Source organism: Acinetobacter sp. 226-1 (assembly GCF_030329325.1).
GTDB lineage: Bacteria > Pseudomonadota > Gammaproteobacteria > Pseudomonadales > Moraxellaceae > Acinetobacter > Acinetobacter sichuanensis.
The window spans coordinates 1-16,712 of sequence record NZ_JACANU010000018.1 but is presented as its reverse complement, the minus strand read 5'-3'; the positions used below and the strand labels follow the sequence as shown (position 1 = coordinate 16,712).

The 16,712-nt window shown below is 37.1% G+C and carries 13 protein-coding genes; 9 read left to right on the top strand and 4 right to left on the bottom strand.

Annotated elements, in window-relative coordinates:
• Positions 1-42 precede the first annotated feature (42 nt).
• The 3 genes from HX124_RS16515 to HX124_RS16505 are packed head-to-tail and all read left to right on the top strand — an operon-like array spanning position 43 to position 3,785.
• Positions 43-2,394: a glycerophosphodiester phosphodiesterase family protein gene (locus HX124_RS16515; protein ID WP_286384161.1), complete on the top strand. Its 2,352-nt coding sequence runs from the start codon at positions 43-45 to the stop codon at positions 2,392-2,394.
• A gap of 9 nt (positions 2,395-2,403) precedes the next feature.
• A complete protein-coding gene (locus HX124_RS16510; protein WP_286384160.1) occupies positions 2,404-3,231 on the top strand; it encodes a metallophosphoesterase family protein in 828 nt (275 codons plus the stop codon).
• Complete coding sequence (locus tag HX124_RS16505) at positions 3,228-3,785, top strand: hypothetical protein (protein WP_286384159.1); 558 nt, start codon at positions 3,228-3,230, stop codon at positions 3,783-3,785. Before HX124_RS16510 ends, HX124_RS16505 begins: the two co-directional genes overlap by 4 nt.
• A gap of 59 nt (positions 3,786-3,844) precedes the next feature.
• Here the strand turns inward: HX124_RS16505 and purC are convergent, their stop codons facing one another.
• From purC to dapA, 3 genes are read right to left on the bottom strand one after another with little or no spacing between them, the layout of a single operon-like run.
• Positions 3,845-4,564 carry a phosphoribosylaminoimidazolesuccinocarboxamide synthase gene (gene purC / locus HX124_RS16500; protein ID WP_068975543.1) on the bottom strand — a complete coding sequence of 240 codons (720 nt, stop codon included), beginning with the start codon at positions 4,562-4,564 and terminating at the stop codon, positions 3,845-3,847.
• A gap of 37 nt (positions 4,565-4,601) precedes the next feature.
• The gene (locus HX124_RS16495; protein WP_107009070.1) at positions 4,602-5,210 is read right to left on the bottom strand and encodes a lipoprotein-34 precursor (NlpB); all 609 of its coding nucleotides are present in this window, start codon (positions 5,208-5,210) and stop codon (positions 4,602-4,604) included.
• Between the two features lie 15 nt (positions 5,211-5,225).
• Positions 5,226-6,119 carry a 4-hydroxy-tetrahydrodipicolinate synthase gene (gene dapA, locus HX124_RS16490; RefSeq protein ID WP_107009071.1) on the bottom strand — a complete coding sequence of 298 codons (894 nt, stop codon included), beginning with the start codon at positions 6,117-6,119 and terminating at the stop codon, positions 5,226-5,228.
• A gap of 595 nt (positions 6,120-6,714) precedes the next feature.
• Between dapA and pncA the strand changes: the two genes are divergently transcribed.
• Entirely contained in the window at positions 6,715-7,350 is a 636-nt protein-coding gene (pncA, locus tag HX124_RS16485) for a bifunctional nicotinamidase/pyrazinamidase (protein ID WP_107009073.1), read from the top strand.
• Positions 7,351-7,437: 87 nt separating this feature from the next.
• Positions 7,438-8,433, top strand: coding sequence for a bile acid:sodium symporter family protein (locus tag HX124_RS16480; RefSeq protein ID WP_286384157.1), 996 nt, complete (start codon positions 7,438-7,440; stop codon positions 8,431-8,433).
• A 43-nt stretch (positions 8,434-8,476) separates the two neighbouring features.
• On the opposite strand, the gene HX124_RS16475 is transcribed toward HX124_RS16480, so the two are convergent.
• A complete protein-coding gene (locus HX124_RS16475) occupies positions 8,477-8,944 on the bottom strand; it encodes a 2-thiouracil desulfurase family protein (RefSeq protein WP_286384156.1) in 468 nt (155 codons plus the stop codon).
• A 591-nt stretch (positions 8,945-9,535) separates the two neighbouring features.
• Between HX124_RS16475 and HX124_RS16470 the strand changes: the two genes are divergently transcribed.
• The 4 genes from HX124_RS16470 to HX124_RS16455 form a co-directional block, all read left to right on the top strand.
• Positions 9,536-10,984 (top strand): TolC family protein, encoded by a 1,449-nt coding sequence (locus HX124_RS16470; RefSeq protein WP_502872841.1) that lies wholly within the window; start codon positions 9,536-9,538, stop codon positions 10,982-10,984.
• Complete coding sequence (locus tag HX124_RS16465; RefSeq protein ID WP_286378387.1) at positions 10,984-13,113, top strand: type I secretion system permease/ATPase; 2,130 nt, start codon at positions 10,984-10,986, stop codon at positions 13,111-13,113. The genes HX124_RS16470 and HX124_RS16465 overlap by 1 nt, the downstream gene beginning before the upstream one ends.
• Positions 13,110-14,345: an HlyD family type I secretion periplasmic adaptor subunit gene (locus HX124_RS16460; protein ID WP_286384154.1), complete on the top strand. Its 1,236-nt coding sequence runs from the start codon at positions 13,110-13,112 to the stop codon at positions 14,343-14,345. Before HX124_RS16465 ends, HX124_RS16460 begins: the two co-directional genes overlap by 4 nt.
• Before the next feature lie 553 nt (positions 14,346-14,898).
• The coding region (locus tag HX124_RS16455) for an Ig-like domain-containing protein (RefSeq protein WP_286384153.1) at positions 14,899-16,712 on the top strand (1,814 nt) is incomplete at its 3' end.

The following is a 16,712-nucleotide window of genomic DNA, read 5'->3' as shown; positions in this document are numbered from 1 at the left end:
TCATTGAAAAATGTCAATATTTTCAATGAATCAAAAAATATTATGAAAAATTCAATACTTTCTCTTGCTGTTTTCATGTTACTTCCATTACAAAGTTATGCTGAAATTTCTGCCAAAACCACCACAAAAGTACAAAGCACTGCGCCTGTTTCTTCTGAGCTTAAAGTGTTTTATCAACAAAATTTTGCACAACAAAAAACCATTCCCCACGGTTGGCGTATCCCTGGAAATAATGCAGGTCATATCTATATTGAAAATGGTGTATTGATTCTGGATGGTCGAGCTAATGCTGGACAACCGACCTCAGTTTTATTGCCACAAAGCTTAGAAAAACAACAGAACTATCGAATCGATGTAGAGTTTAGTTTAGATCAAGCTGTGAATTCTTCACGTTGGGGCAGTGTGATTTATGATGTTAATGAGACTCAAGGTGTAATTCCCAACAGTTATTATCAATTTACTTTACGTGCAGATACTACTGCAAAAAATGGCACAGAGTTTGGTCGTCGTAAAAGCAATGGTCAGTGGGAAGTCATGACCAGTAAAGCTTTTTCAGAAAACTTAAAACCAAATCAATGGTATAAAGCCAGCATCGTGGTTTCTGGGCAACGCGTACAACATTATCTAAATCATCAGTTGATGCAAGATGTTGAGCTTGATCAGCTTTCTACCAAAGGTGGTATTGGGTTATCAGCGACAGGTATTATCCTCAAAGTTAAAAATATTCAGGTAAGTGAACAGCGACAAGCATTGCCTGATTTACAAAATAAAGTGACTCAAGTGCAAGAAATTCAAAGTAATGTTGCTCTAGCACCAACGATTATCCAAAAGATTGAAAATAGTGACACAGCTTTGAGCTCAGCCAATCAGGCATATTACCAATTGGATCGTGAGTTAAATTTGTTAGATCAAAAAGGAAATAAGCTAGGTTTGTTAGAACATTATTTAGCAAATCCACAACGTAAGACTATTCCTGTTTTAGAAATTAAAACCCCACAAACCCTTGAGCAATTAAAATTACTTTCAAAAAAACAAGATATCAGTGATATCACCTTATTGTCTAAAAGCGATGTTCTGTTAAAAACTGCACATCAAGTTGTCCCGATGCTACGCACAGCTTTGGACTTAAGTGCCGAAAAATTGAAAGATAATCGACAAAGTCTTTCAGAAATTATGCGTCGTACCAATCAAGCGCATGCACGAATTGTGGTACTGCCAGAGTATTTAGCCAATAAAGCCAATGTGAGTTTTATTCAACGCCACTTGATGACGGTTTGGATTGATTCAACAGCGACACAGCCGAATGAAGTTGCAGCCATTTTAACTTCAGGGACGAATGGCGTGATCACTACACAAAGTTCGTTATTCAATAGTGTATTGAAGCAATTTCCAAAAAATACATTATTGCGCAAACCTTTGATTATTGGGCATCGTGGTGTACCCAGTTTAGAAGATGAAAATACCTTAGAGAGTGCGAAACATGCGGTAGCACTAGGAGCAGATATTGTCGAAAATGATATTTATCTGACTAAAGACCAGCAGATTGTGGTGATGCATGATGCGACGGTAGATCGAACCACAACCTCCACAGGTAAAATTGAGGAGATGACTTTAGCGCAAGTTCAACAACTTCGTTCAAAAAATAAAAATTATAAAATTCCAACTTTAGCGGAATATTTCACTGCATTTAAAAACAATCCTAATTTTGTTTTGATGATTGAAATGAAAAGCAAAAATCCTCAATTGGTCGCTAAAATGCAAGAGGAAATAAAAAAATATCAAGTTGAAAATCAGGTTGTCACGACGTCCTTTAATACCGATCAAGTGGCACGTGCTCAGTCACAAATGTCGGAGATTCCACGTGGTTTATTGGTTGGGAAGATGCCAAATAGTGCCAATGTTTTAGTGAGTAGTAAGCAAATTAATACTGATGTACAAAAGTTTAATTCAAGTTATAACCCTGCTTATCGTGCAGATTTGAGCAGTATTTTAGAAGCTTCAAAACATCGTGGTATCAGTTTTTGGCCATGGGCACTCAATGATGAAACATTTAAACAGTTGTATATTGCGGGAACAAGTGGCATTACGACCAATTCAGCACAGCTTTATTCCAAGTATATTGTGGATATTCAGACGGCTGAAAGCATCAAAGCTAAACTGAACCAAGCTGTGCAAGTTAAAGCGCAATTGACTCAGCAAGATGGCATAAAAATATCGAAAAATATTAATGATTTCATCGTATTAGCAGGCTCACTCAAATATGAGATGGTCAATGGTCAGTTGATTTTCCTAGAGAAAGGGAAGGCTGATGTTTTAGTGGTTTATAAATATCAGATTGATCAACAAAACTATTATCATATTATATCTAAGCCCATGAAAATCATTGTAAATTAGGTGTGCTTGATGAGTCGTCTGAGTATAAAAATAATTGATTCAAATCCAATCGAATATATTGAATATTTCACTATTCCTCATGGCGCTTTGACGGCACAAAAATTTCAGCTTCCGATTTATCGGGGTGAAATTGAAGGTTTACCGCAATCTATTGATTCAATCGTGGTGACTTCAGATTTACAAGGCGTATGCAACTTTGACAATGATCAGAATTTGCTATTAGGAGAAGTTTTAGCTGAAAGTTTAGCACTGATTTATGAGATCTATTTTCCTCAGTTGAAACTTGAAAAGTCATGGGCTTTTTTATGTGGCGATTTATATGCCAATTTAGAAAAGCGTGGCAGCAGTGGCAATCCGATCAACGTCTGGCAAGCTTTTGCACAGGTTTTTCGGCAAGTGATTGGCATTGCAGGCAATCATGATGATTTTGGAAAAGATTTATATCAACTTGCAGAATTTGAAAATATTCATTTTTTAGACAATGATTTTATTGAAATAAATCATTTAAAAATCGCAGGGCTGAGCGGAATCATTGGACGTGTAGATAAAAATTTTAGATTGCCAGAAGATGAATATTATTCATCACTTAAAAAACTTTTGAAAAAACAGCCTGATATTTTATTGACTCACCTTTCACCTCATATTCAAGAAATGAATTTTTTAGGTGAACCACAATTGCTTCATTTACTTGAAAAGTACGCTGAAAATTTATTATTTTGTGGGCATTCACATTGGGACACTTCACAAGTTGTCACTTTAAAAAATAATACACAGATTTTAAATGCAGATAGTAAAGTATTTATTTTGATCAATAAAAATAGGAATAATGAAAAATGACTGAAAAAACAAATTTGTATTTAACGATTTACCAAGATATTCAAGATGCTTGTGCAGAACTCAAACAAGAGACATTAGGACAGCATTTACAGATAATTGGGTTAGGATTAGTTGAGGATTTATGCGGTTATTTTGTGGTGGGGATGACGCTCGAAGAATTTAGTCAATTTGATCAAGAACTGGTTTGGTTTATTTCTGAATGGAGCATTGAGGCGAGTCACAATAATCATGTCCATCAACAAATTCAAAGATTATATGAACAATTGGGTGAGGAATACACGGAAGAACAGTATATTGAGCTTCGACAACATTACCAAAATACAATTATTCAAGTATTACAAGATTTAAGAAAAGAAGGAAAACTACAAAATCAACAAGGCGATGAAATGATTTTTATCCTTCAATATGCAGATGCTTTTGATGAAGATTTTGAAGAAATTAGTTTTGCACAGATTAATCCTTCTGAATATATTTCATTATTTTCTCAGCGTTTTAAACAGAAAAAAGGTGACAATTTGCATGATTTTCTTTTAGAGAAATATAAAAATTTATAACACTGAACATAAAAAACCGAGCTAAAAAGCTCGGTTTTTTGAATAATCAGAATCTAAGATTAAATGTCTGAAAGATCTACACCAATACGTGCAGCAACTTCTTCATAAGCTTCAACAACACCACCTAAACCTTGACGGAAACGGTCTTTGTCGAGTTTTTTCTTAGTGTCTTTATCCCATAGACGGCAACCATCTGGAGAGAACTCATCACCTAAAACGATACGGTCATGGAACACACCAAATTCGAGTTTGAAGTCAACAAGAAGCATGTTGCCTTGAGCGAACAAATCTTTAAGTACAACATTCACTTTTTGAGTGAGTTCTTTCATTTGTGCCAATTGTTCAGCATTCGCCCAACCTAAAGCAATCGCTTGAGACTCGTTCACCATTGGATCGCCTAAAGCGTCATCTTTGAAGAACAATTCAAATGTAGGAGGAGTCAGTTCTAAACCTTCTTCAACACCTAAACGACGGCATAATGAACCTGCAGCATAGTTACGCATTACGCATTCTACAGGGATCATTTGTAATTTTTTCACTAAAACTTCAGTTGGAGAAAGAAGTTTTTCAAAGTGAGTTTCGATACCAGCCGCAGCCAATTTTTCCATGATAAAGGCATTAAAACGGTTATTCACCTTACCTTTACGATCTAGTTGCTCTATTTTTTCGCCATTAAATGCTGAAGCATCGTCACGGAAAACTAGAATTAGATGATCTGCGCTATCTGTTTCATAAACGGATTTCGCTTTACCAGTATAGAGCAAGGTTTGTTTTAACATGGGGGAACCTTTTGCAAAAAAAAATTGCCTAGAACGACTAGGCTGGCCAGTTTTGGTATATCTGGGTCAACACTTCCGCAGCTTGGTCTTTATCTGCAAAAGAGTTGTTCGCATTAAACAAAGCAATGGTATTACTTGAGCCTACAGAAGTCATTTTTAAAACATAACTGGTATTATCAAGTTTAAATGTAACTTCAGTCACATTTTTACTTTGCCCAATGATGTTGTAATTTAGACTATTGAGGGTTGCTAATGCATACCGCCAAATTATAGCAGAATCTCCATCAACTTTAAGCAGTGGATTCGCATTTCCATCAGTTAAAAGTTGTGGGCGACTTACCGCTGTCGCAGTATCATTATTGCTTTGTGTTACGGAATTTGTTTGCGTAAACTCTGGACGAGGTACGTCATAGCGATTGCCGCGCTTGTTTTCAAACTTAGGAGCATGTTGAATCGCAAGCGGGTCAACCACTGGAGCTGGATACAATGGCGTTGATGGTCTAATCGTTGTGCCTTGAGGGTATTTAAGCAGTTGCACATCAGTTGTATTTTTATAGTCTAAAGAACCATTTTTGATTCCTAAAGAACTACAACCCGCTAAACTTAAAGTTAACAGGGCAAGGGTTAAACCAAAACGTAATTGCATAATACTAAGCTCTTATTAAATGACACCCGCTGCTTTGAGTTCGTCACGCAGAGGAGTGCGGTATTGTTCTGCAAGCGGAGTTAATGGTAGGCGGATACCTGTACCAATTAATCCCATTTCATGTAGTGCCCATTTCACTGGAATTGGGTTCGATTCACAAAATAGAATATTGTTTAATTTTGCAACTTGAGCATCTTTTGCTTTTGCTGTATCCATTTCACCTGCGATTGCAGCAGCACAAAGTTCGCTCATAATTTTAGGTGCAATATTTGCTGTAACAGAAATATTTCCTTGCGCGCCTGCAGCGATTAGGTCACATGCAGTTGCATCATCACCTGAATACACTGCCATATTTTTACCTTTTAGCGCATTAATCAGTTCTGTACCACGTGGTACATCACCTGTAGCGTCTTTAATGCCAACAATTTGAGGAAGATCAGCTAAACGAATCGCTGTTTCGTTTTGTAAATCTACACCTGTACGACCTGGTACGTTATAAAGAATGATTGGTAAATCTACAGCTGCTGCCACTGCTTTATAATGTTGGTATAAACCTTCCTGAGTTGGTTTATTATAATAAGGTGTCACTAAAAGAGCGGCATCTGCGCCGAGTTCTTTTGCTTCTTTGGTGAGCTCAATAGCTTCATGTGTTGAGTTTGCACCAGTACCGGCAATAATTGGAATACGTTTATTGGCAACACGGATAATTTCTTTAATTACTTCTGTGTGTTCTGCCATGCTAAGCGTTGATGCTTCGCCAGTTGTACCGACGGCAACAATGCTATTAGTGCCTTGTTCTATGTGCCACTCAACCAGCTTCTCGAGACCCTTCCAATCTACGCTGCCATCTTCTAACATTGGGGTGACGATTGCGACAATTGAGCCTTGAATCTGTGCTTGCTGAGTCATTTTGAAAAAATATCCTATGTGTCCATCCGCATATACTGATTTAAAAATAAGATTGGGATGGTTGCAGTATTTTGATTTGAGCAAAAACAATCACTTTAATAATTGCATATTGCTTACGCAAATTATGACTGATTCAGCGATTGAGAACAATATACTTTATTCAAAGCATGGAAATTCTTTAAAAAAAGCAACAAATAACTCACAGTTTAAGCTTCATATTCTACTTTTATCAGCGACTTCTTAGGTCTAAGTAAAATTAGAGAGATTCAAAATGCGCTAAATCAAACTTTTAGCTCAACTATCTTAACAAAAAGTCAATCATGAAGATTTAGAGTTTTTAAAGATGATCAAAGACACAATTATTCTTAGATTTTTTACTTTTTTTAGCTAAAATTTTGATCATGGCAAAAAGATTGATTGAAGGATTAAGTATTTAAGAGCACTTTGCTTTAGAGAATGCAAAATATATTTAAGCCCACAATGATGTGGATTTTTTATAGACTTCATTTTTATAAAAATGATCAATTGAGGCAATGTACTGAATTTTTTGTAATATGCTAAAGTGAAGTAAAATATTAAGTTAAGAAAGATGGATATGCAGCATAATTCGGTACTCATTGTGGTGGATGTGCAAAATGGTTTTACGTCTGGGGGAAATTTAGCCGTTGCCCATGCAGAACAGATTATTCCAACCATTAATCAACTGGCACAACATTTTAATAATATTGTTTTGACTCAAGACTGGCATCCTGCCAATCATATTTCTTTTGCAGAAAATCATCCGAATAAAAAAGCTTACGATACGATTCAACTGGCATATGGTACACAGGTGCTATGGGCTACTCATTGTGTGCAAGGTACGCATGATGCTGAATTTCATCCTGATTTAAATATTCCACAGGCACAGTTGGTGATTCGTAAAGGCTTTAATGCTCAGATTGATAGTTATTCAGCATTTATGGAAGCGGATCATAAAACGACAACAGGACTGGCGGGTTATTTGAAAGAGCGTGGTATAGATACAGTTTATATTGTTGGGATTGCCACAGATTTTTGTGTGGCATGGACAGCAATGGATGCTGCGAAACTAGGTTTTAAAACTTTTGTGATTTCTGATGCGACCAAAGCGATTGATTGGCAAGGTTCTTTACAACATGCATGGCAAGAAATGCTGGCAGCAGGCGTAAAACGTGTTGTGGCAAAGCAGATTTTAGAGACAGAAAATTTGTGATAATCCAGAAAAAAATACTGAGTGGTATAAAGTTCTATTAAAATCTGACAAATCTGGGACAATTAAAAAAGATTCAGGACGGACTTTATGGCAGCCATTTTACGTTTTAGTCAGTTTGTGCAAAAGACCTTCGCGCTTTGGGTGGTGGTCTTTGCATTGATTGCGCTGTGTTTTCCTGCCGCATTTGTATGGTTAAAAGCCTATATTCCGTGGGTGTTAGGCATTATCATGCTCGGAATGGGCATGACCATGACCGTAGATGATTTCAAAGGTGTGTTGCAAAATCCCAAAGCTGTGCTGATTGGTGTAGTTGCTCAGTTTGTGATTATGCCAAGCTTGGCTTATCTGCTTTGCAAGTTATTGCAGTTGCCTGCTGAAATTGCAGTAGGTGTTATTTTGGTGGGTTGCTGTCCTGGTGGTACAGCCTCCAATGTCATTGCTTATATGGCTAAAGCCAATACCGCTTTATCGGTTGCTTGTACTTCTATTTCAACATTTTTAGCCCCGATTTTAACCCCCACGATTTTTTATTTGTTGGCGAGTCAATGGATTCCGATCGATGCTGGTTCAATGTTTATTGATATTCTGAAAGTGGTGATTTTCCCCATTATTTTAGGGGTGACACTGAGAACTTTCTTCAAACAAAAAACTGAACAATATATTCAAATCATGCCTTTGGTATCGGTGATTGCCATCGTGGTGATTGTGGCGGCGATTATTGCAGCCAGTAAGGCATCTATTTTGCAATCGGGTTTGCTGATTTTGGTTGTGGTGATCTTACATAACAGTTTGGGTTTTTTACTAGGTTATTGGGCAAGTCGCTTATTGAAATTACCTTATCCAGATGCCAAAGCTGTCTCGATTGAAGTCGGTATGCAAAACTCTGGTTTAGGTGTGACTTTAGCAGCGATTCATTTTGCAGCTTCACCTATAACCGCGGTACCTAGCGCAATATTTAGTCTATGGCACAATATTTCTGGACCTGCATTGGCGACTTATTGGGCATCTAAGGCAGATAAAATGGCACAAAATACCATAGAAAATGATTTAGAAAATCCATCAGAAGATCAGTATAGACATTAACGCCTTGAGGCTACAGCATTGAAGAGCGCCTATGCGCTCTTTTTTATAGACTTTTTAATGGGTTTAAAAACTCATCTTCGGTCATGACTTTAAAACCATATTGTTCAAGTAAGGCTGTCGTAACACCTTTACCGTGAATTTTGTTTCCTGAAAATGAACCATCATAAATCCATGTAGAACCACAGGAAGGGCTATTTGCCTTGAGAATGACATGTGTGACCTGATGATGTTGGGCGAGTTTTAATGTTTTTTCTGCACCTTGAATAAAAGCCTGAGTCACATCATTACCTTGTGTATCAATGACTTTGGCTTGTCCTTTGAGTACTGCATGCCCATCACCACCGACAATTTCAGCAGCAGCGCGAGGTGTGCTGAGTCCACCTGAAACTTCGGGGCAAATCATGATGGCTTGACCTGTTTTAAGCAAAGATTTAAGTTGAGTGTGTAAACAGTTTTGACCGTCATAACGAACATTTTCACCCACAAGGCAGGCACTAATTAAATATTTCATCTTGTTTAAATAAGTGGATAAATAAAAAGAAAAATTAAATAAAAATATATAGTAACTTTTGATTATAATCCTTATTTTAAATATGGTTTATTTCAAATATATTAAAATCATAGATTTAATTATTAGATTATACCATTCTTTATATTTTAATATTTATTAAAATATAGTTTTATTAATTTTGATAAATATTTTTTTATTGGGTGTTTGTCACATTTTTTATAATAAGTGTTGTGTAATCTAAAAATAATGATTATGAATTTTGAAAAATATTCAGGTTATAGGTTTTATTTTATTAGTTTTATGGTTTAATCACTGGTGTTTTGTTTATTCAATTTGAAAATTAATAATCAAAATTTTGATTTAGATGTCGGTTGTTCTCAGTTAAACCGTTGAAAAATGAAACGGTGATATAGCAAAGTCTTTCATTTTTGATATATGGGAAATAATGTCAAAACATGTAAATGATTTAATGATTACAGAGAATTCAATATTATTTCTAGGTACAGTTTACACATGTGTAAAGTGAAATATCTCACATTTTCTATTCAAAAATTAAATACTTTTATCGCGCTGAGTTTATGTTTAAACAGCATGGTTTATGCAGAAACTCGGCAAGGGTATTTTCAAGAGATTAAACAAAATATTGGAAGTTTAATTCGTCCTCAAGCGGATGAATCTTATAGCACAGTACAACTGAGTCAGTTGTCAAACTTTCAAGTTGAAACAGATCCAATTTATCAACAATTGCCTGTGGTTGGTCGTCCAATGACAGATGATAATAATGCCCCTTTGTATAATAATGCTGAAATACAAAGTCGTTTGAGTTTACAAAATGCAGTGCAAATTGCAGTAAAACGTAATCCAAATATTTCACAATCTTTGGCAAATTTAGCTGCACAAAATGCCAATATTGATGTGGCAAAAGCACAATATTATCCGCAGTTAAAAGCAGGTTTAAACACAGGTGATTTTACTTCGAGTGATCGTGGGCGTCAGGTCTATACAATTGAAGCAAATCAGATGCTCTATGATTTTGGTAAAGTAAAATCCAGTGTTGATACGCAAAAAAATAAATTAGAAGCAGAACAAGCCAATGTTTTAGTGAGCATTGATGAAATTTCAACAGAAACTTCACGTGCCATTATTGCTGTTTTGCGATATCGAGTTTTACTTAATATTGCACAAGATCAAGTCAAAGGTGTGAGTCGTTTACATGAAATTGCTCGATTACGTTCCGATGCAGGGATTAGTAGTTATGCAGATCCTGTGCAAGCTCAAAGCTATGTAGAATATGCCAAAACGTATTTATTGACACAACAAAATAAATTGCGTCAAGAAGAGCAAAAACTTCGCACATTATTGGGCTTTGATGTTAGTCGCACTGATTTTATTATTCATGATGATTTCTTAAAAAAATCAGAACTTTATACCTCTCCAAAAATGAATACGATTCCGAGCATGATTGCAGCCCAAGCTGAAATAGAAGTGGCACGTAGTCAAAAGAAACAAACGGAGTTAAGTCGTTATCCAACAGTGTCTTTGGTTGGTTCACTCAATCAAGCACTGAATGGTAAAAACCCAAATACAGGTAAAGAAGATGATACTGATAGCTCAATTGGTATCTCTATGAGTAGTAATTTTTATCAGGGTGGTGCAGTCAGTTCACAAATTCGCTCTGCAGGTTATGCAGAACAAGCTGCACGTTCAAAGTTGAATGCCACTTATTTAAATATCATGGATTCTACGCAAATCGCCCGTGAAAATATTGAAAATATGGACAAGCAAATTTGGGTGTTAATTGAACGAGAGCGTTCTACTGCAAAAACACGTGAACTTTACGAAGAACAATACAAGTTAGGAAAACGGTCTATTTTAGATTTACTGAGTTCTGAACAGTCTTTTCATAGTTCTCGTGCAGAACGAGAATCTGCCCGTTACGATATTTATGACACACTTGCGATTTATATCAATGTAATTGGTAAAAGTAGAGATATTTATCAACTTAATAATACGAAAATTCAAGGGTTTGAAGTACAGTAATGAACCAAACACTCAATTATCAACCTTGGCTGCAAGCCATTTTAACGGTTGCTCAGCATTATCGTATTCAGCCCTCAGAAGAGCAAATACGTTTACAGCTAGATTGGAATAAATATCAGAATATTGATGATTTATTACAGATTGTCACCAAACAATTGGGATTAAATTATCGTCGTGCAGATTTTTCAAAAGATGTACTGAACCCTTGGCGTTTACCTGTAGTCATCGAATTTAAAGATGGGCAAGTTGCAGTTATTGAAAAAGTAGACCAACAAGGTAACGCAAGTCTACAGCTGAGTGGGGATCAAGGTTTATCACAAACTTTTGATTTAAAAGCCTTACAAGCCAATGCTAAACAAGTTTTTATTTTCCGACCAGAAACATCTATTCCTGATGCGCGTGTTGATGAATATATTAAGCCCTATGAGCAAAGTTGGTTTTGGAGCATTGTTCTAAAAGATTGGAAACGCTATACCGATATTATGGTTGCGTCCATGATTGCCAATATTTTAGCGTTGGCAACCATTATTTTCTCCATGCAAGTGTATGACCGTGTTGTACCATCACAATCCGTCCCTACGTTGTGGGTTCTGGCAGGTGGGGTGCTGATCGCAGCTATTTTTGAATTTACTTTGCGTGTGGCACGGGTGTATTTGTCTGACATTATCGGTAAACGTGCTGATTTGAAAATATCTGATCGTGTGTTTGGTCATGCATTACGTATTCGTAATAAAGATCGTTCTAAATCTACAGGATCATTTATTTCACAAATTCGTGAGTTAGAAGGGGTGCGTGAACTTGTTACCTCAACCACGATCAGTGCAATTGCAGATTTACCATTCTTCCTATTATTCCTTGCAATTTTTTGGGTGATTGGTGGCAACCTATTTTGGGTGATGCTCATCGTTGTGCCATTGATGATTATTCCAAGTATTTTGGCGCAAAAGAAGCTTGCACAGCTCGCACAAGAAGGCATGCGTGAAGGTGCTATTCGTAATGCGATTTTAGTTGAAGCTGTTCAAGGCATTGAAGATATTAAATTATTACGTGCAGAAGCCAGATTTCAAAACCAATGGAATCACATGAATGAGGTTTCAGCCGATGTCAGTATGCGCCAACGTAAAATTACTGGTTGGTTAAATGCATGGACTCAAAAAATTCAGGGTTTGACTTATGCGGTTGTCGTATTGGTGGGCTGTTTTGCAGTGATGAAAGGGGATATGACGACTGGTGCGCTGGTTGCATGTTCGATTTTATCTTCAAGAATGTTAGGACCTATTTCACAAATTACGGGTGTTTTAGGGCGCTGGCAACAAGCAAAAGTGGCGAAGCAAGGTTTAGATGAGTTAATGAAAAAACCTGTAGATCGTCCTGATCGCGCACAACTGATTCATCGTCCAACGATTTTAGGTCACTACGAATTTAAAGGCGTTTTATTTAAATATAGTGAAGATGATCCTCGTCCATCCGTAGTTATTCCACAGTTAAAAATTAAAGCTGGCGAAAAAATTGCAATTTTAGGTCGTAATGGCGCAGGTAAATCAACTTTACTGCAATTATTGGCAGGAATGCAGACACCAATTCAAGGCAAAATCAGTTTAGATGGCGTTGACCAAAATTTAATTGATCCTGATGATATTCGTCGAGATATGACTTTGTTGAATCAAAATGCTCAACTTTTTTACGGTACGATTCGTGAAAATTTGACTTTAGGTGCACCATTAGCAACAGATCATGACATTATCAATGCTTTAAAACTGGCAAATGCACTTGAAATTGTAGAGCAGAAAAAAGAAGGCTTAGATCACGTTGTGCTTGAAGGTGGTACAGGTTTTTCTGGTGGTCAGAAACAATCTTTATTATTAGCACGTTCTATATTACGCAATCCAAGTATTCTGTTATTAGATGAGCCAACAGCAGCATTAGATGATGTTTCTGAACGTACTTTAATTAATAACTTAAAAGAATGGTCAGCACATCGAACTTTGATTGTGGCAACACATCGTCCCGCAGTATTGCAATTGGTAGACCGTATCATTGTGGTTCATGAAGGAAAAATCGTAAAAGATGGTCCTCGTAATGAAATCTTGAATTCGAGTCAAGCCAATGCACGAGGTACTTCAGCATGAGTTCAGCACAATTACCTGAAAATAAAACAAAACCAGAAAATGGCTTAGACACATTAAAGCGTCCAAGTAATCCTTCGGCACTCAAATTTTCTGAGCCACCTTTACCCAAATCAAGCTTGGTGATTTGGATCGTTGCTTTAGGCTTAATTGCTTTTATTGTTTGGGCGTGTATATTCAAACTAGAAGAAGTATCGACAGGAACTGGTAAAGTCATTCCTTCATCTAAAGAACAAACCATCCAGTCTTTAGATGGTGGTGTCGTGACTAAGCTAGAAGTAAAAGAAGGTGATATTGTTGAAAAAGGGCAAATTTTAGCGCAAATTGACCCCACTCGTTTTGAATCACAAGTTGGTGAAAGTTTAAGTAAATTACGTGCGATGCAGGCAACTGCAGCACGTTTACAAGCTGAAGTAAATGGTACTCAGTTGAGCTTTCCTAAAGAAGTCCATGAGATTCCAAGTTTAGTTTCAGAAGAAACAGCACTTTATACCTCTAGACGTTGGAATTTAGAAGAGTCGATCAAAGGTTTACAACACGCATTGTCTTTGGTGCAAAACGAATTACAAATGACACAACCTTTGGTTGCAAAAGGAGCTGCTTCAGAAGTTGAAGTATTACGTTTAAAGCGTGATATTAATAACTTTGAAAATCAGATTAATGACAAGCGTAATGATTACTATGTGAAAGCTCGTGAAGAATTAGCCAAAGCCAACGCAGATATTAAATCTTTACAACAAGTCGTAACAGGACGTAATGATTCTGTAAAACGTTCGACTTTCTATGCACCTGTGCGTGGCGTAGTGAAAGAACTCGCAATTACCACGATTGGTGGGGTTATTCCACAAAATGGAAAATTAATGACTTTAGTTCCATTGGATGAAAAGTTATTAATTGAAGCACGTATTTCACCAAGAGATATCGCTTTTATTCATCCTGGACAAGCAGCACTTGTGAAAATAACAGCCTATGATTATTCAATCTATGGCGGCTTAGATGGTAAAGTTGTCGTGATTTCACCAGATACAATTCGAGATGAAGTCAAACAAGATCAATTTTATTATCGTGTTTATATTCGAACTGATGTTGATAAACTGGTCAATAAATCTGGGCAATCATTTGCCATTACACCTGGTATGGTTGCGACAGTAGATATTAGAACAGGGCAAAAAACGATTATGGAATATTTACTTAAACCATTTAATAAAGCACAAGAAGCATTAAGAGAAAGATAATTAATTTATTAAAAAGCCAGTATTTATACTGGCTTTTTTGTGAGCAAAAATATATAAGGTAATAAGAAATATGATGGTATAAGTTAAAATATAAATTTTAGGTTATAAATTGTTTAAAATTTCGATATTTTTAATACATTATACATTTATTTTAATTAATGTGATTTTTTATTATAAATATATTTTTATTGTGATATTCATCACTACTTTGGTTAATAAAAAATAACATAAATATTAAAAAAAATATATATAAATAAATATTAAATACACATTTAGATAAACTAAAAGTACTATTTTTAATAAGGTTTTTATATTTTGTAAATTATTGATTTAAAATAAAAATAAAAATAATGGTAAAAAATAAATGTAACATATATTTTAATGTTGAACCGATCTGCTTTAGACATCTTAAATATTTAATTTAATTTAATAGACTATTAAGAATATATTTAACACTTAAAATTATTATGTGATTCTAAAATCATAGTGGCATGGTAGGATTTTAATAATATTATTTTTTTAAATCAGTATTTATCTGATAACGGTGGAAAAGATGGAAAATATATCAGTAGTATCTAAGGATACTGGAAATTCATTTCAGGTTACTAATCCTAGTTTTGCAATAAAAGCCCCGTCTGTTGTTGTACTTAAATATCGTAAGGATCAGATAAAAAATATTGCTAGAGAGGGTGATCACTTAATCATTACTCTTGATAATGGCGAAACGATTCGCATTGAAAACTTTTTTGCTTTAGATAATAGTTTGGTTTTAGAAAATAATAATGAATTGCTTTGGGTTAAGTTTAATGATTTAAATAATGTTTCATTAGACACTATTAATTATGCTGGGTTAGATAATATTCAGCCTTTATTATATGAGTCAGATGGCAGTGTACCATTTGCGGCTGGAGTGCTGGGTGCTGTCGGCACAATGGCTTATCTTTTAAATAGATCGCTTGACGATAATGATTCTAATAATGGTGCTACAGGTGAAACTGGCGGCACAGGCGAAACTGGTGGCACAGGCGAAACTGGTGGCACAGGCGAAACTGGTGGTACAGGCGAAACTGGTGGCACGGGCGAAACTGGCGGCACAGGCGAAACTGGTGGTACAGGCGAAACTGGCGGTACAGGCGAAACTGGTGGCACAGGTGAAACTGGTGGCACGGGCGAAACTGGCGGTACAGGCGAAACTGGCGGTACAGGCGAAACTGGCGGTACAGGTGAAACTGGTGGCACAGGCGAAACTGGTGGCACAGGCGAAACTGGTGGCACAGGCGAAACTGGCGGTACAGGCGAAACTGGCGGTACAGGCGAAACTGGTGGCACAGGCGAAACTGGTGGCACAGGCGAAACTGGTGGCACAGGCGAAACTGGTGGCACAGGCGAAACTGGCGGCACAGGCGAAACTGGCGGCACAGGTGAAACTGGCGGTACAGGCGAAACTGGTGGCACGGGCGAAACTGGTGGCACGGGCGAAACTGGTGGCACAGGCGAAACTGGCGGTACAGGCGAAACTGGCGGTACAGGTGAAACTGGTGGCACAGGCGAAACTGGCGGTACAGGCGAAACTGGCGGTACAGGCGAAACTGGCGGTACAGGCGAAACTGGTGGCACAGGCGAAGATACAACAGCACCAGATGCACCAAGTGATGTTGTAATCAGTGAAGATGGTTCAACGGTTACAGGTAAAGCAGAACCAGGTTCAACAGTTGAAATCAAAGACAAAGATGGCAACATCTTAGGTTCAGGTACAGCAGACGAAAATGGTGACTTCACGGTTGGTTTGGATACACCATTAACCAATGGTGAAAAAGTTGACGTGACTGCCAAAGATGCAGCAGGCAACGTTTCAGACAAAACTGAAGTGACTGCGCCAGACAGCACAGCACCAGATGCACCAAGTGATGTTGTGATCAGTGAAGATGGTTCAACAGTTACAGGTAAAGCAGAACCGGGTTCAACGGTTGAAATCAAAGACAAAGATGGCAACATCTTAGGTTCAGGTACAGCAGACGAAAATGGTGATTTCACGGTTGGTTTGGATAATCCATTAACCAATGGTGAAAAAGTTGACGTGACTGCGAAAGATGAAGCAGGTAACATTTCAGACAAAACCGAAGTGACTGCACCAGACAGCACAGCACCAGATGCACCAAGTGATGTTGTAATCAGTGAAGATGGAACAACGGTTACAGGTAAAGCAGAACCGGGTTCAACGGTTGAAATCAAAGATACAGATGGCAACCTTTTAGGTTCAGGTACAGCAGATGAAAATGGTGACTTCACGGTTGGTTTGGATACACCATTAACTAATGGTGAAAAAGTTGACGTGACTGCCAAAGATGAAGCAGGCAACGTTTCAGA